The sequence below is a fragment of the Peptoniphilus rachelemmaiella genome (assembly GCF_943169845.1).
GTDB classification, from domain to species: Bacteria; Bacillota; Clostridia; order Tissierellales; family Peptoniphilaceae; genus Aedoeadaptatus; species Aedoeadaptatus rachelemmaiella.
This window is the reverse complement of record NZ_CALPBW010000012.1, coordinates 1,935-21,676: the sequence shown is the minus strand read 5'-3', so window position 1 is coordinate 21,676 and position 19,742 is coordinate 1,935. Positions and strand designations below refer to the sequence as shown.

The window sequence follows — 19,742 nt, the reverse complement described above, 5'->3', positions numbered from 1 at the left end:
TGTATGCCTCGTGACTTTTTTTGTCTATAAAATTCTCGGCTGCTCATGTATTTTTTTCGAACTTCATTTAACTATTTGAGAAAAGAAAAAATCCCCTCGATATTACGAGGGGATTCCTTTAATTTGTCCGGTCGTCCATGGACAGGTATTTTTTCCTGGAGTTTAAGTGGACGTAGGCCGGGCGAATGATTTTCTTGTCTTGGACTTGTTCCAAACGGTGGGCGCACCAGCCGGCCATGCGGGCGGTGGCGAAAAGTGGGGTGTAAAGGTCCCGAGGGATCCCAAGCATTTGATACACCAGGCCCGAGTACAAGTCGATGTTGGCGGTAAGGGGATAGCTTGTGTTGTTGCGCTCTTGCAAGAGGCGACCGCCGATGTCTTCCACCAGGCGAATGAAATTGTATTGATCGCTGTAGCCTTTTTCTTCGGCCAACACCTTTGCCTGCTGCTTTAAGAGTTCGGCCCGCGGGTCGCTTAAGGTGTAGACGGCGTGTCCGATGCCGTAGATCAGGCCCTTGCCGTCGAAGGCCTGGCCCCCTAAGATGCGGCGCAGGTAATCTTCGATGTCGTTTTCGTTGTGGACGTCCCGCACATTGGAGGCGATGTCGTCGAGCATGGCGGAGCACATGAGGTTGGCGCCCCCGTGGCGCGGCCCTTTCAAAGAGCCCAGTGCCGTGACGATGGCGCTGTAAGTGTCCGTGCCCGAAGAGGAGACCACGTGGGTGGCGAAGGTGGAGTTGTTCCCGCCGCCGTGTTCGGCGTGAAGCACGAGCATCAGGTCTAAAATCTTGGCCTCGGCATCGGTGTAGTCGGAATTTTTCCGAATCAGGGACAGAATCATTTCCGCCGTGGACATGTCGCTGTCCGGGTAATGGATGACCAGGCTGTCTCCGTCGATGTAGTGTTTCTTGGCTTGGTAATTATACGCCATAATCAGGGGCGTCTTGGCGAGAAGGCTTACGCTTTGGCGAAGCACATTGGCCGTGGAGGTGCCGTCGGGCTCCGCATCGTAGGAGTACAGACACAAAGTGGAGCGCATCATTTTGTTCATGACGTCGCGCCCCGGCACTTTCAGGATCGTATCTTCCAGGTAATTTCTCGGCAGAGACCGCTCTTCCCGCAAGAGGCCCTTGAAGAAATTCAAATCTTTTTTCGTGGGCAAATTGCCGAAGAGCAAAGTGTAGGCTACTTCTTCGTAGCCGAAGCGATTGGTCGCTTTAAAATCATGCACCATGTCCTTCACGGAATAGCCCCGATAGAGCAGATCCCCTTCCATAGGGACTTTTTTGCCGTCGATTTTTTCGTAGCCGGTGACGTAACCGATGCGGGTAATGCCTACGAGGACGCCGGTGCCTTCGGCATCGCGCAGGCCGTGTTTCACATTGTACTTGGAATAGAGCTCGCGATTAATGGTGTCGCGCTTCGTAATCTTTTCCGCCAGATCGTCCAGGCGGGGGTCCATTTTCTGATTGAGCATCACACACCTACTCTTTCTATTAAAGCGTCTACATAGGCCTCGGTGCTTAAGCTGCCGCCGAGATCCACCGTGCGGGTGTCGGGATCGGACAAGACGTCGTGAATGGCCCGGCGAATTTTTTCAGCCGACGGTCCTTCGCCGATGTCGTCGAGCATTAAGCAGGCGGTGAGAAGCATGGCCGTGGGATTGGCGATGCCCTTGCCTTGAATGTCCGGGGCCGAGCCGTGAACGGATTCGTAAATGGCCATGTCCTTGCCCTTGTTCATGCCGGGAATCATGCCCAAACCGCCGATGAGTCCGGCGCCTAAGTCGGAAAGAATATCGCCGTAAAGGTTTTCCGTGACGATAACGTCAAACTGACCGGGATTCATCACCATTTGCATGGCCATGTTGTCCACGAGGATTTCCTTCATGGGCACATCGTAGTCCTTCGCCACGTCTCGCGCTACGTCTAAAAACAAACCGTCGGTGGCTTTCATAATGTTGGCCTTGGTGACCACGGCGACGGAGCGGCGCTTGTTGGCCGCGGCGTAGTCGAAAGCCGCGCGAATGATCCGCTCCGATTTGTCCCGTGTAATGATTTTAATGGAGTGGGCTTCATTTTCTGAGATCACTTCCTCCACGCCGGTGTAGAGATCTTCCGTGTTTTCCCGAAAGAGCACCATGTCCACGTCGTCGAACTTCATGGGAAGATCGGCGGCGGGCTTAATGGGCCGAATGTTTTGGTAGAGATCGTATTTTTTCCGAAGCTCCACATTGAGGCTTCTGAAACCGTGGCCGATGGGGGTGGTAATGGGGCCTTTTAAGGCGATTTTATTTCGCTCCAGGGATTGGAAGAGGGCATCGGGCAAGTAGGTGCCTTCTTTTTCAAAGACCGCTTTGCCCGCGTTCACTTCTTCGAAAACCACGGGCACCTTCATGGCCTCAAACACTTTTTTTACCGCTGCGGCGATTTCCGGGCCGATGCCGTCGCCGGGGATCAAGGTCACTTTCTTCATTATGCCCTCCTGTTTTTCGTGTAGTTTAAATAGCCGCCTTCTAAGAGCATGGCTTTTTCCCGTTCGCTGAAGTCGCCTACAAGCTCGATGGCACCTTCGCCTGATGTTAAGATAAATTCGCCTTTTTCAACGGAGGCCTTTAAGTCTTTCATGGCGATGGTGTCGCCTTCGTTTAATTTGTCGTAATCGGCGGGGTCTTTAAAGACCAAGGGAAGAATGCCCATATTGATTAAATTGGAGCGGTGGATGCGGGCGAAGCTTTTCGCCACGATGGCTTCCACGCCTAAATAAAGGGGCAAGAGGGCCGCGTGTTCCCGGCTGGAGCCTTGGCCGTAATTGTCGCCGCCGACGACGATGCCGCCGCCGTGTTTTTCCGCCCGGGCTTTAAAGTCGTCCACCAAAGTGGAGAAGGCGTGTTTGGAAAGCTCGGGAATATTGCTCCGGTAGGGGAGAAGTTTTGCCGTGGAGGGGCAAATGTCGTCGGTGGTGACATTGTCCGATGCCTTGAGGAGAATGGTCTTTTCAAAACCATCTTCCAAGGGATGTGCCAAGGGGAAGGGCTTAATATTCGGACCCATCTTCACTTCCTTCGGCCGCAAAGCTTTTTCCTTGGGATAGATTAAGTAATTGGTGGCGTGATCGTAGTGATCCGGCTCGTCTACAGGTTCTACCGCATCCGGCGTGGTAATGTAGCCGGCAATGGCGGAGGCGGCGCAGGTTTCCGGGCCGGCGAGATAGATCTTCGCATCTTTCGTGCCGCTGCGGCCCTTGAAGTTGCGGTTAAAGGACCTGAGGCTCACGGCGCCGGACTTCGGTGCCTGGCCCATGCCGATGCAGGGACCGCAGGCGCTTTCCAAAATGCGGGCGCCGGCTTCGATCATAATGGCCAGTGCGCCGTTTTTGGACAAAGCATTTAAGATGGTGGCGCTCCCCGGAGAGATGACCAGGCTTACATCTTCGTGGACTTTTTTGCCCTTTAAGATTTGTGCCACCTTCATCATGTCCGTGTAAGAGGAATTAGTGCAGCTGCCGATGGCCACTTGATCCACCTTCACCTTGCCCAGATCCTTCACCTTTTCGTATTGATCGGGCAAGTGGGGCTTGGCCACGGCGGGCTCGATGGCGGAAAGATCAATGTCCAGCACGTCGTCGTAGACGGCATCCTCCGTGGCGGCGAGGGGCACGAAGGCCTCTACCCGGCCATGGCGCTTCAAAAAGGCCCGGGTCACGTCGTCGGAGGGGAAGACGGAGGTGGTGGCGCCCAGTTCCGCCCCCATATTACAAATGGTGGCCCGATCGGTGACGGAAAGATTCTTCACGCCGTCGCCGGAATATTCCACAATGTAGCCCGTGCCGCCCTTGACGGTTTTTTTGCCCAGGATGGCGAGAATGACATCCTTGCCGTTGGTGCCGGGCTTTAATTTTCCGCTGAGGCGCAGGTTTAACACCTTGGGCACCTTCAGGAAATAAAAGCCGCTGGCCATGGCCACGGCCACATCCAAGCCGCCGGCACCGATGGCGAGGGCGCCGAGGCCGCCTGCTGTCGGCGTGTGGGAGTCGCTTCCCACCAAGGTCTTGCCCGGTGCGGCAAACTGCTCAAGTTGCACTTGGTGGCAAATGCCGCCGCCGGGTTTTGAAAAGACGAGGCCGTATTTTGCCGCCGCCGATTGAATAAATTCGTGATCGTCGGGATTTTCAAAGCCCGTTTGCAACATGTTGTGGTCGATGTAGGCTACGGAAAGCTCCGTTTGAATGTCTTCAATGCCCATCGCTTCTAATTGCAAATAAACCATGGTCCCCGTAGAATCTTGGGTCAGGGTTTGATCGATTTTCAATTTAATCTCTTCGCCGGGAGAAAGGGTTCCTTCCAGCAAGTGGCTTTCCAATAATTGGTACGCGATACTAGTCATACAACCTCCTTGATTGCGGTCTAGGAAACGACAATGCCGTTTTTCGATTCATATGATCGTCAATTACCAGTATACCTTTTTCTATTTTAAAATGGTAGAGCGTTTTCAAAGTAGATTGTATACTTTATTGCCTTAAAGAGCAAATAAAAAGACGGCGCAAAACGCCGCCTCAATAAGGGAGTAAGAAATGAAAACTCAATGCGGAACCGATGGCTCCGTCGAATTCTATGGTAAGTATAGTAGCGAAATGTTTCCGCAACCTGTTCTTTCTGTAAAAAAGAGATCAAGTTTAATCCGCCAGGGGAACTTCCACGGGGCACTTCTTTTCGAAATAGGTGGCGTGGGTGAAGCCCAAGCGGATGAGATAATCCTTCGCCGAATGAAAATCCCGGCCGATGTGCTCCGACTTGTGGGCGTCGGAGGAAAGACAGATCCGCTTGCCGCCGAGATCTCGGTAGAGGGCGAGGATTTCCTCCTTGGGATTGCCGTAATTCAGACCCTTGTACTTGCCCGCCGTGTTGTACTCCAACACCAAATCCTTTTGAATCAAATGCTCAAGCACCGCCGCCACCTGCTCCTTGTAAAAGGCGAAGGGGGGAATGGCCGCCTTGTCCCGCACGTAGCGGTCCAAATAATCCATGTGACCCAGAACGTGATAGCCCGTGGTTCCCGTGGCGGCATGGACCATGGCGTCGTAATAGTTTCTGTAAAAAGGTTTCAGATCCCCTTTGTACGTATAGAGGGTGGAGGCCACGTCCTGATTGTCCACGGTGTGGAGGGAGCCGATAAAGTAATCGAAGCGATCATCCTTCATGGCTGCCTCGATCCAATGATTTTTCTCGAGATTCAAGCCCATTTCCGCGCCGATAAGCACCAAAATTCGGTCCTCGTAGCGGGCCTTTAAGGGAATGAGGGTGCGGGTGTAGTCGTCGAAATCGAAACAATAATCCAAGGGCCCGTCGACCCGGTCGATGTGATCGGTAAAGGCCAGGCCGTCGAGGCCCAGGGCCATGGCGGCGAGAATGTTTTCTTCGCAATCCGCCTCGGAGTCGAAAGAAAAGCGTGAGTGACTGTGAGAATCGATGAGCAAAAGCGTCTCCTTTCCGAGATCGTGTAAGAATTTTCCGTAAAAATGCATACTTTTAATCTCCCTTGGGTACTATAATAATAGTAACTTAAAAACTGGAGGTTGACCATGATATTTGATTTTATGAGAAGAGAACGTGAACGCTATTTACGAGAAGAACGAGCAAAGAAATTTGCATTAGGTGCCGTCGTCGGCGCTGCAGCCGGCCTTTTATTCGCGCCCCAAAGCGGTAAAAAGACCCGCGAAGACATCGTCGACCGCTCCAGAGAATTGGCAGAAAACGCCAAGGACATGGCTTTAGACACCGCCGATGAATTATCCGCACGGGCTTATGAAGCACAACAAGCTGTTCAAGACACCTACGACGATTTGAAACTTCGCGCCGCCATTAAGGCCGACGAAGTACGCGACGATGCCGAAATCGCCAAAGCCAAAGCAAGAGCCATCGGCAGAATCGTTCGCGAAGAAGGCGCCAATGTGAAGGTGGAATTAAAAGAATCCGCCAAAGCTGTCGGCGATGCCGCGAAAGAAGTCGGCGAAGAAGCCAAAGATCAAGCGAAAGAAGCCAAAGACCAAGTGAAAGAAAGCGCCGATAAAATTGCCAAAGCGGCAAAAGACGCAGAAAAGAAATCCGAAAAGGTCGTAAAAGAAGAAGAAGATAAGTAGAACACGGAGGTCACAATGGACACCATGATTAATTTGCACGACCTCTTGCGCTTTTTACTCTATCTTGCAGGTATCGGGGCTCTGGTCTTTTTGATGATTACCCTGAAAAACGTCGCCGGCATTTTAAAGGTTGTCAAAACCAAATTGGAGGCCCACGAAGCCGTCATCGACGACACCATGCAAAAGCTCCCGACCATTACAGATAATGTCACCATTATCTCCACCAACGCCTCTCGCCTCACCACCGACGCCACGGAAATGGTTGAAGTCGTGAAGCCGGAAGTGGAAAAGATCGCCGCCACCGTCGGCGATGTGACGGGCACCGTCGACAACGTGGCCCGCACCGTGGATCAAACGTCTGTAAAAATAAAAAACACCGCCGATGTGCTCACCGATTCCATTTCGGACACGGCAAAGACCATCTCCTTCAACGCCAACAATGTGGTGGATTACTTCTATATTATGCGAGAAGTATTGGAAGCCTTAAGAGATGTGTTGCGCACGCGGTAACAGCAAAAGGAAGAAGCGGCCCCGCCGCTTCTTTTTTAATGCCCGCCTTTTCTAAAGTAGCATACGGGAAAAAGATTACGGGAAAATAATGGTTATGTAAAAAATAAGGGCGCCGACTAAGAAAGAAAAAACGCTTGCCGCAGACGCCGCCATGGGCACGGGAAAAAATAAATTCTTTTCCTGCAGAAGGAGAGGTCGGGGGAAAAAACAGGGCATATTCGCCATAAAAAGGGTTCAGATTTGTAACAGCCGGTCATTTTTCATGATTTTCGGGAAAATTTTCCGATTTATTTCGGGGAAAAAGTTGAATTCCTCTTTGTGAGATCGTTCCCCATAGCGTATAATAAAGGCGGAGGTATAAATGAAAAAGGTAAAAATTATCGCTAACCCTTCCAGCGGAAGGGAAGGGGCTATTGAAATCATAAAAAAACTAATCGCGCCCTTTGCCTCGAGGGGAACAGCCGTGTTACTTAATTTTACGCAAAAAGGCGGCGATGCCCGCGCCTTTGCCGCCACCGATGACGGGGAAGATTGCATTATCTCCATCGGCGGAGACGGCACGGTCAACGAAGTGGTCTCCGGCATGTATGAAGCGAGGCGAAGAACGCCCTTGGCCATTTATCCGGCGGGCACGGTCAACGACTTCGCCGAGTCCATGGGCATACCGAAAGATCCCTACGATTTTTACACCATGGTCACCGAGGGAAAACCAATCGCCGTCGACATTGGCCTTTGCGGCGACAGCGCCTTTATTAATGTCTGTGCCGTCGGCGTGTTTTCGGAGATCGGCTACAAAGTGCCCGACGAGGCCAAATCCGCTGTGGGGCGATTGGCCTACTACGCCGAAGGCTTTCGCATGTTTCGTGAAAAGGACTTTTTAAAAAGCGGCTTCGACGTCAAAATCGACTGCGACGGCGAGTCCATCGAAACCAAGGCCATGATGGTCATGGTCTCCAATTCCAATAGCGTCGGCGGTTTTTCGAGAATTTCCCCGGAAGCCGACGTCACCGACGGCCTCTTGGAGCTTGCGGTCATCGAAGAGATGACCATGTCCAAACTGCTGGACCTTTTCCGAACCATCGGCCTGGGCAGACACATCGATCACGATCATTTCATTTATCGCCACGGAAAAAAGATCACCATTCGTGCGGACAAGTCCATGCACGTGGATATTGACGGAGAAAAAGGCCCTCGCCTGCCACAAACCATTGAAGTGGTGCCTGGGGGCATTCAATTGATTACAAATAGGAGGTAAGTATGGCATCGACCATCAAAGATGTAGCAAAAATGGCGGACGTATCGATTTCAACCGTATCCCGCGTCATTAACGACTCCAAACCCGTGAGTCCCGAGGCCCGCCGACGGGTACTTCACGCCATCAGCGTATTGGATTACAAGCCCAACGAAGTGGCGAGAAGCCTGGTAACGAAAAAAAGTAATATTATCGGCGTCATCGTCTCCGACGTAGGGAATCAATACATTTCCCAAGTCTTACGGGGCGTAGAAGAAATCGGCCGCATGCACAATTACGACATTCTGCTCTCCTCGTCCTACGACGATCCGGAAGTGGAAATTAAATTCGCCAATCTCTTCAGCCAAAAGCAAGTGGAAGGGATCATTATTATTTCGGAAATTTTAAACCAAAAGCTTCTCTATAAGCTGGACGAGTTTAACATTCCCTGCGTGGTCATCAATCGCTTTTACAATGTAGACGAGGCGCCCACCGTTACCATTAACAACAAGGCCGCTTCCTACAATATGACTGATTACCTGATTAATCTGGGCCACACGGCCATCGGTTATGTGGCCATGCGAAAAGACATGGATCGCACCAACGAAAAGTACAAGATTCGCGGCTACCGCGACGCCATGCGTGCGGCGGGACTGAAGCCCTCCGTCCTCTACTGCGAAGGCCTCACGGAAGGCGACGCTCAGGATCTTTTCGAAGAACACGAAGACGCCCTTCGAAGCGGCAAGTATTCCGTGCTCTTCTGCAGCCAGGATTTAATGGCCATTCACCTGATGAATGTCATGCGGGACCACGGCATGAACATTCCGGAGGACATGTCCTTTGCAGGCTTCGGCGGCAGCACCTTGTCGGACATTTACCGTCCCAAACTCACCACGGTGAAAGAGCCCTATTACGACATCGGCGCCGTAGCCATTCGCAAGCTCTTTAAGATGCTGGACAAGAAGAATACGGACAAAGGCGAAGAGATGATTCTTCTTCCCGTGGAAATCATTAAGCGGCAAAGTGTCGTCGATTTAAATGACAAAAAATAGTGGTTAATGTTCCGCCAACCACCACATATGGTAGAAAATAGGTTATAATGGAAACAGAAGATAAAGTGAGTATTCATATAGATAAGGAGCTTTTCCATTGAAAAAACTCGTCGTGAGTTTGGCCTGTTGCTTCGCGCTCACCGGCTGTGCCACCTCCTTGAGCTACAGTGCCGAAGAGCCCGTCGCCGAAGAAAAGAAATCGGAGGCGGTGGATTTGAGGCAAGAGGGAAGACATTTATTAAAAGACGGCAGTTATGTTTCCGCAGGCCGCGGAATGGTGGGGGATATTTCCGTCGAAATGCGGGTGCGCGACGGCTTCATCGACCGGGTCCATGTAGTGGAACATAGTGAAAATGTAGGCGTCGTGGAAGATGCCTTTGATCGCCTTGAAGGCAAAGTGATTCGAAAACAATCGGCGGATGTAGACACGATCTCCGGTGCCACGGAGGCTTCCTACGGCTTTTTGGAAGCCGTGAGAAATTGCATTCGTCAAGCGGAATAGGAGGCCCTATGAAACTGTCTCGCTACTACCTGCCCACCTTGCGGGAAGCGCCGGCCGATGCGCGCACCGAAGCCCACAAGTGGATGCTTCGGGCGGGCATGGCAAGAGAAGCAGGCGTGGGCTTGTTTACCCTTTTGCCCTACGGCCATGAGCTTATGGAAGCCCTCGAGGCGCGGCTTGAAAAGGACTTTTTTCAAGAGGGTACGGCGGTTTCCTTAAGCCCCCTTCAGCCGCGGGCTTTGTGGGAAGAAAGCGGCCGTTGGGAAAAATGCGGCAGTCAAATGTTTAAGGTGGCGGACCGCACCAATCGACAAGCCGCCCTTTCGCCGGCATCGGAGGAAGCTTTTTTAGGCCTCGTCAAAGGCGAATTAAAAAGCTACAAGCAGCTTCCCCTCTTTTTGTACGAAAAAGCCCTGCGCTACAAAGACGTGGCGAAGCCCGCATCGTGCCTTGCCGATGCCCGGGCCTATTCGGTCATGGACGGCGCGCGCTTCGACGGCGATCCCGAAGACGCCGAGGCATTTTTCGGCGAGGAGAAAAAGCGCGCCGAAGCCCTTTTAAATGCGTTGGGAATCGACTACCGCGCCGTGGACACACCGGATAGCCTCGTGTACTACGCTTTGGCGGAGGGCTACAAAGAAGAACTGGCCCTTGACGGCGAATCGGCCTACATGAAGGATGAGGCCCCCATTCGCTACCCCTTGCCTGAAGGCGAAGCACCGAAAGAAGCGGAAGCGGTTTACACCCCCGATGCCCGCACCATTAAAGAGTTGAGCGACATGATCGGCGTGGAAGCGGCCCGCTGCACCAAGGCGGTGGATCTAAGGGTCGACGGTGCGCCTGTCTTTGTTTTCGTGCCCGGGGATCGGGAGCTGAATCAAAAGAAACTTGAAAACTACTTAGGCGTGAGCGGCGATAAAATCGACATGTTGGATGAGGAAACCATTCTCGAGCTGGGCACCTTCCCCGGATTCACCGGGCCCATAGGCCTGGGGGAGAAGGCGCGGATCATCGTCGACCGCGCCGTCACCGGAATCGACAACATGGTGGTGGGCGCAAACAAAGAAAATTACCACATAAAAAACGTCAACTACGGCAGAGATTTCGAAGGCGAAATCGCCGACGACCTGCTGGATGTGGCGGAAGGCGACCTGTCTCCGGCCGGTGCGGCCTACACCTTCCGGGAAGCCTTTGAAGTGGTGCGGATCAGAAAGCCGAGTACACACTTCTCCGAAGCCATGAACGCAGGCTTTTTAAACAGTGAAGGCAAAGAGGCTCCCTATATTTTAGGCGGCGCCACCTGGCACATGGGCGCATTGATGGCGGCTGTGTTGGAAAACCATCGGGACGACGACGGGCTGAACTTCCCGCCCCACCTGGGCCCTTACAATGTGGCCATCACCGTGGCCAATGTGAAAAAAGAAGAGCAAATGCAATTGGCGGAAAAAGTATACGATGCCCTCGACGAGAAAGGCATTGCCGTGCTTCTCGACGACCGCAACGAGCGGGCCGGCGTGAAATTTAAAGACCGCGACCTTTTGGGAATCCCCCTGCAACTGACCGTAGGCAAGGATGCCGAAGGGGGCGTGGTGGAATTAAAGCGCCGAGGCGGCGATGTGGAAAAGCTGCCTGCCGAGGAGGCCCTTTTGCGCATAGCAGATGCATTAAATAACTAGAAACGAACCTCGCGACGCGGGGTTTTTTCTTTTTCTTCGGGAAATAAAGAAAAACTGTTATGAAATCGTAACGGCGACGGTGCGATTCATGGATTATAATGGATGGAAGGAGGGATTTTATGAAACGCAGTTTGTGTACCCTTTTGGCCCTTTTGCTCCTATTTGCGTCGACGGCGGTTTTCGCCGCGGAAGATATTCAGAGCCAACTGAACCTTCCCATGACCAATAAGCAAAAGGCATCGGACCCCTACGGCATGGAACTAAAGATCACCATGCCCAATGACTACCAAAGCAATTTAAAGACATTTTCCCTGTCGTTTATGGTCGATAAAACCATTCACATCGACAAGGCCATCTTCGTCGGCGGCCTCACCGACAACGACTACCGCCTCATGTCCACGAAGACAGACAGCAGCAAAAAAGAAATCGTCACCTTGGTAATCCCCGACGTCAAGGCCCTGAGTCGACGGGATTTCACCTTGAAAATGAGCGGCAAATTTAAAAAAGGCGTAAAAAACGTGAACCAAGTGTCCATGTCCTACGTCATGGCCACCGTGGATAAAAACGGCAAAAACCGCAGCATTCAAAAAGACGTCGCCAGCGACACGGGACAGGCCATACCGGCGGTGCCCTCCGGACAAACGCCCGGGACGACTCCTGTCGCGGCGAAAAAATCCGCCGTGGATCCCATCGCCGTCGGCGCCAACACCTTATCCGGCACCGCCGTGGCCCGCGCCGGCGTGCGGGTCTATCGGGGCAATACCTTAATCGGCAGCACCGTCGCGGGTAACGACGGCCGCTTCAACGTTGTCATCAATCCCCAGCCAAAGGACACGGCCCTGCGCTTCGTCTTCACCACGAAAGCCGGTCAAGAAGAAATCATCGCCACCGTGGGCGAAGGCGCGAAAGGAACCGACGCCGCCCCCGCCCCCTACGCAGGGGACAGGAAAAAAATCGACGACTTCCTCCGCGTCCTTTCATCGGTCAATATGAGCGGACGGGCCAAAGTCGAGCAGCTGCAGGTTAATGCCGCCGTGGCCACGGGGCAATTTATCCTCGCAAAAGAAAACGCCACGGCCCCTGAAATTGCCGGCGCGGAAAACAGCCTCACAGAAGCCATGAAAGTGGCACGGCCCGCCTACGTGACCGGCTACCCCGACGGCACCTTTAAGCCGACAAAAGCCATGACCCGGGCGGAAGTTTCATCCGTCATCGCCCGCATGGCAAACGGCGCAAAGCCCGTGGCCGCCTACACCTCCTTTAAAGATGTAGACGACAGCCAGTGGTTTGCCGCCTCCGTGGGCATTATGGAAAAGCGGGGGTTCATCTCCGGCTATCAAGACGGCAGCTTCAAGCCCCATCAATCCATTACTCGGGCGGAATTTGCCCGCATTCTCGCCGCCTACGCCGGCTTAAGCCCCGCGGAATCCACCGACTTCGGCGATGTGAAAGCCAATCACTGGGCCAAAGGCTACATCGGTGCCGTTCAGCAGGCGGGCCTTATGAGCGGACGGGGGAAGGGCAAATTTGCACCGAGCGAAAAAATCACCCGCCAGGAAGTCTGCGCGGCCCTGAACAAAGCCCTACAACGCAAGCCCGACAAAGCCTTTTTGGACACCTACGGCAACAATCCCTTTAAAGACGTAAACAAAAACACGTGGAGCTACTACGACATCTTAGAAGCCACAGGCCAACCTCAGTAAAGAGAAGCCTGCGGGCTTCTTTTTTTGCTTTTTGTTCCACGGAAAAGCCTGTGCTATAATAGAAATGTTAAGGAGGGAGGCATTATGAAACTATCAATCGATTTGCATACCCACACCATCGCCTCCGGACACGCCTATTCGACTCTCAGAGAAAATATCGCCGCAGCACGGGCGCGCGGCATTCGAATCCTCGGAACCAGCGATCACGCCATGGCCATGGCAGGGGTAGAAAACAACGCCGTTTTCGATAACTACCAGGCCGTGCCCCGCGTCTTAGACGGCGTCGTGATTCTTTGCGGCGTGGAAGCCAACATCCTCTCCGCAGACGGCGCCATCGACATCGATCTGGACCATAAAAAACTGGATTACGCCATCGTCAGTTTGCACAGGCAGTGCTTTCAACCCGCCGATGCCAAAACCAACACCGACGCGATCATCAACGCCGGCAAACATCCCTTGGTAAAAATCATCGGCCACCCCGACGATGCCCGTTTTCCCTTGGATTACGAACGGTTAAGCGATTTTATCGTGGAAGAGGATCTCTTTTGCGAATTAAATAATTCGTCCCTGAAGAAAAACGGCCCCCGCATCGGCGCGGAAGAAAACCTGCGCGTGCTTCTGGGAATGGGAAAAGAGAAAAACATGAAAGTCATTGTGGGAAGCGATGCCCACATGGACGTGGACGTAGGTAATTTTGAACTGGCCAAAGTGCTGATTAACGAACTGGACTACCCCGAGGAGCTCATTGTCAACACTTGGGAGAACGACCGCATACTGAACGCATTTACGCTAATGGACAAATAAGGAGGAACCATGGACAATGTACGGGTGCGCTTTGCCCCATCACCGACGGGCTACCTGCACATCGGCGGCCTGAGAACTGCCGTTTATAACTACCTTTACGCACGACAAAAAGGCGGAAAATTCCTGCTCCGCATCGAAGACACCGACCGAACCCGCTTCGTGGAAGGCGCCATCGAAAACCTGATCCGCTCCCTGAACTGGGCGGGCATTGCCATCGACGAAGGCGTCATGATGAAAGACGGAGAAGTGGTGGAAGAAGGGGACTGCGGCCCCTACATTCAATCCAAGCGGCTGGACATCTACAAAAAATACGTGGATCAGCTACTGGAATCCGGCCACGCCTACTACTGCTTCTGCACCAAAGAGCGGCTGGACAACCTTCGCGAAGGCCAAAAAATCAAAGGCCAAGTGCCCCGCTACGACGGCCTTTGCCGCTCCATCTCCCTGGATGAAGCCAAAGAGCGCATCGCCAAGGGCGAAGAATACGTGGTGCGCCTAAAGCTTCCCCACGACGAAGACATCACCTTCGAAGACGAAGCCCGGGGCAAAATCACCATTAACACCAACGAAATGGACGATCAAGTCCTTATGAAAAGCGACGGCTTCCCCACCTACCACATGGCCGTGGTGGTGGACGACCACCTTATGGGCATCACCCACATCATTCGCGGGGAAGAATGGCTGCCCTCCACGCCGAAACATGTGTACCTCTATCAAGCCCTGGGTTGGGACGTACCCACCTACATTCACCTCCCCGGCGTCTTGAACAAAGACCACAAAAAGCTCTCCAAACGCCAAGGCGACGTATCCGTGGAAGACTTTAAAGGCCACGGCTACTTGCCCGAAGGCCTCATCAACTACCTGGCCCTCGTTGGCTGGTCTCCGGAAGACAATCAGGAAATCTTCTCCATGGACGAGCTCATCAAAGCCTTCGACACCAAGCGCATCGCGAGAACCGGCGGCGTCTTCGACGTGAAGAAGCTCGACTGGATCAACAGCCACTACATGAAAGAACTTTCCGCCGACGAGCTTCTGGACATGGCCATGCCCTACATCGAAAAAGCCGGCCTCTTTACAAAAGCCGACGTGGAAAAAGATCCCGAGCACTACCGCGTCTTAATGGAAACCATTCAAGACGGCCTGGACCGCCTGGAACAAGTGCCTGAGGCCTGCGGCTTCCTCTACGACGACTACGAAGTCACCGAAGAAGACGCCCTGGAACAAATTAACTCCGAATCCGCCCCGGCGGTGATCGACGCCCTGGAAGAAATCCTGAAGGACATGGACGCCATTTCCCTGGAAGATGCGGGCAAACTCATGAAGCAAGTGCAAAAGGCGAGCGGCGTGAAAGGCAAAAACCTCTACATGCCCGCCCGTGCCGCCATGACCGGCAACGTCCACGGCCCGGAACTTTCCAACATCATCTACCTTTTAGGCAAAGACGAAATCTTAAAACGATTGGAAAAAGCAAAAAGCTACAGAAAATAAAGGCATATAAATCCGCCGAGCCACGCACTCTGGCGGATTTTGTCATTACAAAAAAAGCTGCCCTCGCGAGCAGCTTTCTTTTTATGCCTACAAACAGGCCTTGTAAATAGCCAAAATATCTTCTTCCTTCAGATCCACAAAACCGCGGATCACACCGCCGGCATGGTCGGCACAGGCCTTGGCCATTTCTGCCAAATGTTCCTCGCCGATGCCCACGGCCTTTAAATTCATGGGAATGCCCATGGAAACAAAGAAATTATACAGGGCTTCGATGGCTTCATTGGCCGCATCCACATCGTCGTCCGTTTGAATATCGAAAACCCGGCGGCCGAAGCGGGCGATCTTCGGCGCCGTCTTGGCACTTAACACGTGGCGGAGCCAGCGCGGCGTTAAAATCGCGAGGCCCACCCCGTGGGTAATGTCGTAGAAAGCCGAAAGTTCGTGTTCCATGGGGTGCACGCTCCAGGCTTGCGCCTTGCCCGTGGAAAGCAGGCCGTTAATGGCCCAGCTGGACGCCCACATTAAATTGGCCCGCGCCTCCAAATCCCCGCCGTCTTTCACCGCCGCGGGACCGGCGTGGCGGCAGGTGCGCAAAATGCCTTCCGACATAGAATCCTGCATAAAGGCGCTGTCGTCTACGGAAAAATAATTTTCCATGGTGTGGCTCATAATGTCCGCCGTGCCCGACGCCGTGTGGTACCCATTCACCGACACCGTGTAGGCCGGATTCATGAGGCTCGCCTTGGGGAGCACCTTGCTGCTCTTCCAGCCCAGCTTTTCCTTCGTTTCCGGATTGGTAATCACCGATGCCGTGTCCATTTCAGAGCCCGTGGCCGCCAAGGTCAGCACCGCACACAGAGGCAGGGCATCCTTTACCGCCACCTCCTTCTTCACAATGGCCCAGGGATCTCCCGGCGTCAGCGTGCCTGCGGCAATGAGTTTCGCCGCGTCGATGGAGGAGCCGCCGCCGATGGGCACGATCACATCCACCCCTTCCTGCTTCACCCGCGCGATCCCCGCCCGCACACTGTCGATCCTGGGATTGGGCTCGATGCCGCCGTGGTCCACCGTCTTCACACCGGCGGCGTGAAGAGCCGAGGTGATTTCGTCGTAAATGCCGTTCTTCTTAATGGAGCCGCCGCCGAAAACAATCAGCGCCTTGTCCCCGTAAGATTTCACCGCTTCGGCAAAAGCCCGCACTTGACCTTCCCCGAAAAAAATCGTCGTCGGTACCGAAAAAACAAAATGATTCATACATCCTCCTTTATTGCTCTCATAAATACAGTTTCATTATACCCAAAGCTCGCCGCCCCGAAAGAAAAATTGGATCCGAAAGCCGGCGCCGAGAGCCCCTTCGGCCTCCTAAACGACGCCGAACATGCCGTGCACTTCTATTGAGACAAACGATTTGCCAAAAACGGCGGCATAATCGGCATCCATCCCAACGACAACACCGCCACCGTGTGGCTCAAAGCCGAGAATTTAATTAAACTTATCGAAGATGCCGGCAACCCCGCCCACGTCGTATCCATTTAAGGGATGGGGAGAAGAAAACCGCCCGATTTTATGTGAAAGACAAGTGCTCCCGAAAGAATTTTATTTTTTACTTTTAAAAGGAAAGAAATAAAAGGAAGGTATAGGCAAAAACTGTTCTTTCACATAGATAAACAAAGATAAGGGTGTTAGAATTAACTTGTAAGACTGTATGCATGTAAAGAAAAAAGAAGAAATGGCGTTCACGACAAAAAGGAGTGATGCACTTTCAAAAAAGAAAGGGCACAAGGCATGGCCTTGTATGAATTTGCCGACGAATAAAAGAAATATGCGAAAAGATAAGAAAGGAGAAATTATGCAGAGCACAAAGAAAACCTTTGCAACCCGAGCCATCGCTTGGGTACTGGCCTTTGTCATGGTATTTACCATGATCCCCTATGGCGCTTTTGCACGAGGGGAAGCCGGGGAAGGCAAATTTGAAATGGCACCAGCCAAAGGTCCGGTAGGCGTAAAAGGAGCTGCACCGCCAATCGAATCTAGCGTAGGCAACGATGCGAGAAATGCCGTTCACGCATTTGTAGGTGTACAAACCGGAGGAGACTTAAACCTTCCTTTAAATAATGCAACAGGTCAACAATTTAAACCCTTAGAGGGAGTAAGAGGCTACTTTCAATGGTTTGAAGACGGCGGCTATGTATCGCCTATTTACACCGCAGTATCCGATGCCAACGGCAGACTAAATATTGGTTGTACCCCTTATTTAGCATCGGATGGAAAATTAATTAAATTTGATGCAGATACAACTGTATCTGCCGGTAATGGAAGGTATAAGTTCTGGGTTGAAGAAGATACTATTCCGAAAGGTTATCAACTTCAATATATAACAGGAGAAGGGGTAGTATTTCCTGATTTTGGCCTACCTATTACTCAAGGTGGTTCAAGTTCCAATACAGCAAAGAATACCCATGACAATTGGAAGATTCTATTTATGCAAAAACCTAAGGCTGAAATGCACAGGACTGATGCCAAAGAAACACCGAAACAAAGTAAATCCGGCGGTTATATGACTGGAAAAGTTTCTTGGGATTACAAATCAGGTGTTGGTGGAATTCATTGGTATGATATAACTCAACACACTGAAGGAGCAAAAGGCGTAACTGTAAGAGCATCTTATCTATCTGACTATGCTATGAAGAAAATCTACAGCGATGAAGCGATATTGGCACTCGGTGGAATTTCAAAACCGGAAGATATCCGTGGCCCTAAATGGACTTCAAAGCTCGAAGATGATCTGCAAGATTGGATCAAAGAACAAGTAAAAAAAGAACCGGAAAAATGGATAGCAGAAACCGTAACAGCAAAGACCGATGCAGAAGGTGACTACATTATCCAATTTAATGGTACTTGGGGAGTTTATAAAAACTCTGATGCCGGTCTTAAATCTTACAACTATAAAGTTGGAGATGCAGCAGGCGGTATAGCTATAGGCAACAAATGGTCTCAAGAACAAATCGATAGACTTGGAACCGTGGCAGATAAGCCTGATAACGGAGCTTTTGATACTGCTAAGAAAAATGAAATAAAACACGTTAACTACGACTGGCTATTTGTTTCTACAGATGGAACAGAAAACCTTCGCGTGATGACTCCGTACAACAACAACTATTACGCATCCATGAACTCTGATTGGGGTATTAACGCAGGCTGGTCTTCAACAGGCTTTGGTGTAGGAGTAACCAAATCAACCACATGTATTTTAAGATCTGACTTCGTATTTGGTCCCGGAGAAATTGACTTCCACATTACCAACTATGACAATGAAGCAAACACAGCTATCCCTGGAGATGTAGCACAAACATCTACAACAGGGCTTCCGTATTCCTTCACATCGAATAAATACCAAATCGTATGGTATGGTCCTGATGGAAAGAAAATTGATGGTAAAGAAGGACAAGCTCAACAACCATCAAGTACAGGCACCATTGATTCAGCACCATTTGACACAACGGGTGTAACAAAAACGACAGAATATACAGCAAAACTTCACAGAGTTGATTCAAAAGGCAATTTACAAGATCCTATCGCTATCGACTCCTTTACTGTCGAATTAAGTAGCTATGTCGGATCTCGTTATGATGATTTTGAACACAAAAACGATAATCCGATTAAAGGTGCTGCTTATTCAGCAGTTAACCTACCTGAAGGCTTAACAATCGACGCAGGAAATGGAAATATTTCCGGCAAACCGACAACAGCAGGCCTCTACGATGTAAAAGTAACAGCGTCAATGGACGACACTGACCAAGGTCAAGTTGTAGGAAAGATTGAAGGTTCCAGAACCCACAAGTATCTCATTACAGACTCACCATTAGCCGATGGAGCGAAAGGTACTGAATACAATCAAAAAGTTGTACCGACACCGCAAAAAGGCTATGTATTTAAAAATGTAACAGCTAAATTTATCGATGGAAAATCCATCGACGGTTTAACGATTACAGGCGATCAAATTACCGGTACGCCAACAGCAAAAGTTGATGCGACCGAAGATGAACCAAACGTAGAAGTAACTTACGACGTTTATCGTAAAAACGATAAAGATGAAGAAATCCTAATTAAAAAAGGACACGTCGACAAAGTTCCTCTATCAGTTAATGACGGAGACTCCGCTAAATACGAACCGGAATATACAGCAGTCAATGGAACAGTTGGAACAAAAGCAACAGTAGCAGCACCAAAATTCCTAGACCAAAAGAGCACAACAGAACCGAAGCCGGAAGCAAATCCGCAACCGACAGGCATGACATTTGCTTTGGGTGAAGGAGCTCCAACAGGTGCAGTAGTAAACGCTGACGGTAGTGTAACTTACACACCAGTTGATGGAGATGCTGGAAAACCGGTAAATGTACCGGTAGTTGTAACTTATAGTGATGGTACAAAAGACAATGCAACAGCAGTTATCAATGTAAAAGCGTATACGACGGACGACGTTGTTCCCTACCTGCCGACAGAAGACGAACCGACCAAAGGCAGCGACGGAAAGACCATCCCCGACAACTACATTAACGTTACCTTCAAATCCGAAGACGTTAATAAAGGGACAGTCAAAGTCGGAGCCAAAGAAGGCGTCGAAGTCAAAGCCAAAGT

16 protein-coding genes are annotated in these 19,742 nt (G+C 51.5%); 11 read left to right on the top strand and 5 right to left on the bottom strand.

The window, feature by feature from the left end; all coding sequences use genetic code 11:
* Positions 1 to 118: 118 nt before the first annotated feature.
* The 4 genes from KO087_RS06265 to KO087_RS06250 all read right to left on the bottom strand — a co-directional run bounded on the left by KO087_RS06265 (position 119) and on the right by KO087_RS06250 (position 5,523).
* Positions 119 to 1,477 carry a citrate synthase gene (locus tag KO087_RS06265; protein WP_215508448.1) on the bottom strand — a complete coding sequence of 453 codons (1,359 nt, stop codon included), beginning with the start codon at positions 1,475 to 1,477 and terminating at the stop codon, positions 119 to 121.
* The gene (locus KO087_RS06260; RefSeq protein ID WP_215508447.1) at positions 1,477 to 2,475 is read right to left on the bottom strand and encodes an isocitrate/isopropylmalate dehydrogenase family protein; all 999 of its coding nucleotides are present in this window, start codon (positions 2,473 to 2,475) and stop codon (positions 1,477 to 1,479) included. The genes KO087_RS06265 and KO087_RS06260 overlap by 1 nt, the downstream gene beginning before the upstream one ends.
* Positions 2,475 to 4,385 (bottom strand): aconitate hydratase, encoded by a 1,911-nt coding sequence (locus KO087_RS06255; protein WP_215508446.1) that lies wholly within the window; start codon positions 4,383 to 4,385, stop codon positions 2,475 to 2,477. Before KO087_RS06255 ends, KO087_RS06260 begins: the two co-directional genes overlap by 1 nt.
* A 289-nt stretch (positions 4,386 to 4,674) precedes the next feature.
* On the bottom strand, positions 4,675 to 5,523 hold the full coding sequence (locus KO087_RS06250) for a histidinol-phosphatase HisJ family protein (RefSeq protein ID WP_215508445.1): 849 nt from the start codon (positions 5,521 to 5,523) through the stop codon (positions 4,675 to 4,677).
* Positions 5,524 to 5,580: 57 nt separating this feature from the next.
* Between KO087_RS06250 and KO087_RS06245 the strand changes: the two genes are divergently transcribed.
* From KO087_RS06245 to gltX, 9 genes are all read left to right on the top strand, one after another.
* Positions 5,581 to 6,138, top strand: a complete 558-nt coding sequence (locus KO087_RS06245) for a YtxH domain-containing protein (RefSeq protein ID WP_215508444.1) — start codon at positions 5,581 to 5,583, stop codon at positions 6,136 to 6,138.
* Between the two features lie 15 nt (positions 6,139 to 6,153).
* Positions 6,154 to 6,648: a hypothetical protein gene (locus KO087_RS06240; RefSeq protein WP_215508443.1), complete on the top strand. Its 495-nt coding sequence runs from the start codon at positions 6,154 to 6,156 to the stop codon at positions 6,646 to 6,648.
* Positions 6,649 to 7,009: 361 nt separating this feature from the next.
* Complete coding sequence (locus tag KO087_RS06235) at positions 7,010 to 7,903, top strand: diacylglycerol/lipid kinase family protein (protein WP_215508442.1); 894 nt, start codon at positions 7,010 to 7,012, stop codon at positions 7,901 to 7,903.
* A gap of 2 nt (positions 7,904 to 7,905) precedes the next feature.
* Positions 7,906 to 8,931, top strand: a complete 1,026-nt coding sequence (locus KO087_RS06230) for a LacI family DNA-binding transcriptional regulator (RefSeq protein WP_215508441.1) — start codon at positions 7,906 to 7,908, stop codon at positions 8,929 to 8,931.
* A gap of 97 nt (positions 8,932 to 9,028) precedes the next feature.
* A complete protein-coding gene (locus KO087_RS06225; RefSeq protein WP_215508440.1) occupies positions 9,029 to 9,433 on the top strand; it encodes an FMN-binding protein in 405 nt (134 codons plus the stop codon).
* A gap of 8 nt (positions 9,434 to 9,441) precedes the next feature.
* Positions 9,442 to 11,109: a proline--tRNA ligase gene (proS, locus tag KO087_RS06220; protein ID WP_215508439.1), complete on the top strand. Its 1,668-nt coding sequence runs from the start codon at positions 9,442 to 9,444 to the stop codon at positions 11,107 to 11,109.
* 119 nt (positions 11,110 to 11,228) lie between these two features.
* Positions 11,229 to 12,812, top strand: a complete 1,584-nt coding sequence (locus KO087_RS06215) for an S-layer homology domain-containing protein (RefSeq protein WP_215508438.1) — start codon at positions 11,229 to 11,231, stop codon at positions 12,810 to 12,812.
* Positions 12,813 to 12,896: 84 nt separating this feature from the next.
* Positions 12,897 to 13,616: a PHP domain-containing protein gene (locus tag KO087_RS06210; RefSeq protein ID WP_215508437.1), complete on the top strand. Its 720-nt coding sequence runs from the start codon at positions 12,897 to 12,899 to the stop codon at positions 13,614 to 13,616.
* A 9-nt stretch (positions 13,617 to 13,625) separates the two neighbouring features.
* Positions 13,626 to 15,104 (top strand): glutamate--tRNA ligase, encoded by a 1,479-nt coding sequence (gene gltX, locus KO087_RS06205; protein WP_215508436.1) that lies wholly within the window; start codon positions 13,626 to 13,628, stop codon positions 15,102 to 15,104.
* An 87-nt stretch (positions 15,105 to 15,191) separates the two neighbouring features.
* On the opposite strand, the gene KO087_RS06200 is transcribed toward gltX, so the two are convergent.
* Positions 15,192 to 16,358 carry an iron-containing alcohol dehydrogenase gene (locus KO087_RS06200; RefSeq protein WP_215508435.1) on the bottom strand — a complete coding sequence of 389 codons (1,167 nt, stop codon included), beginning with the start codon at positions 16,356 to 16,358 and terminating at the stop codon, positions 15,192 to 15,194.
* Between KO087_RS06200 and KO087_RS06195 the strand changes: the two genes are divergently transcribed.
* A complete protein-coding gene (locus tag KO087_RS06195; protein WP_215508434.1) occupies positions 16,350 to 16,502 on the top strand; it encodes a hypothetical protein in 153 nt (50 codons plus the stop codon). The genes KO087_RS06200 and KO087_RS06195 overlap by 9 nt on opposite strands.
* Before the next feature lie 307 nt (positions 16,503 to 16,809).
* The coding region (locus tag KO087_RS06190; RefSeq protein ID WP_215508433.1) for a Rib/alpha-like domain-containing protein at positions 16,810 to 19,742 on the top strand (2,933 nt) is incomplete at its 3' end.

Coding starts and splice junctions, on each gene's coding strand:
- KO087_RS06265 (WP_215508448.1), bottom strand. CDS start 1,477: ATGCTCAATCAGAAAATGGACCCCCGCCTGGACGATCTGGCGGAAAAG.
- KO087_RS06260 (WP_215508447.1), bottom strand. CDS start 2,475: ATGAAGAAAGTGACCTTGATCCCCGGCGACGGCATCGGCCCGGAAATC.
- KO087_RS06255 (WP_215508446.1), bottom strand. CDS start 4,385: ATGACTAGTATCGCGTACCAATTATTGGAAAGCCACTTGCTGGAAGGA.
- KO087_RS06250 (WP_215508445.1), bottom strand. CDS start 5,523: ATGCATTTTTACGGAAAATTCTTACACGATCTCGGAAAGGAGACGCTT.
- KO087_RS06245 (WP_215508444.1), top strand. CDS start 5,581: ATGATATTTGATTTTATGAGAAGAGAACGTGAACGCTATTTACGAGAA.
- KO087_RS06240 (WP_215508443.1), top strand. CDS start 6,154: ATGGACACCATGATTAATTTGCACGACCTCTTGCGCTTTTTACTCTAT.
- KO087_RS06235 (WP_215508442.1), top strand. CDS start 7,010: ATGAAAAAGGTAAAAATTATCGCTAACCCTTCCAGCGGAAGGGAAGGG.
- KO087_RS06230 (WP_215508441.1), top strand. CDS start 7,906: ATGGCATCGACCATCAAAGATGTAGCAAAAATGGCGGACGTATCGATT.
- proS (WP_215508439.1), top strand. CDS start 9,442: ATGAAACTGTCTCGCTACTACCTGCCCACCTTGCGGGAAGCGCCGGCC.
- KO087_RS06215 (WP_215508438.1), top strand. CDS start 11,229: ATGAAACGCAGTTTGTGTACCCTTTTGGCCCTTTTGCTCCTATTTGCG.
- KO087_RS06210 (WP_215508437.1), top strand. CDS start 12,897: ATGAAACTATCAATCGATTTGCATACCCACACCATCGCCTCCGGACAC.
- gltX (WP_215508436.1), top strand. CDS start 13,626: ATGGACAATGTACGGGTGCGCTTTGCCCCATCACCGACGGGCTACCTG.
- KO087_RS06195 (WP_215508434.1), top strand. CDS start 16,350: ATGATTCATACATCCTCCTTTATTGCTCTCATAAATACAGTTTCATTA.
- KO087_RS06200 (WP_215508435.1), bottom strand. CDS start 16,358: ATGAATCATTTTGTTTTTTCGGTACCGACGACGATTTTTTTCGGGGAA.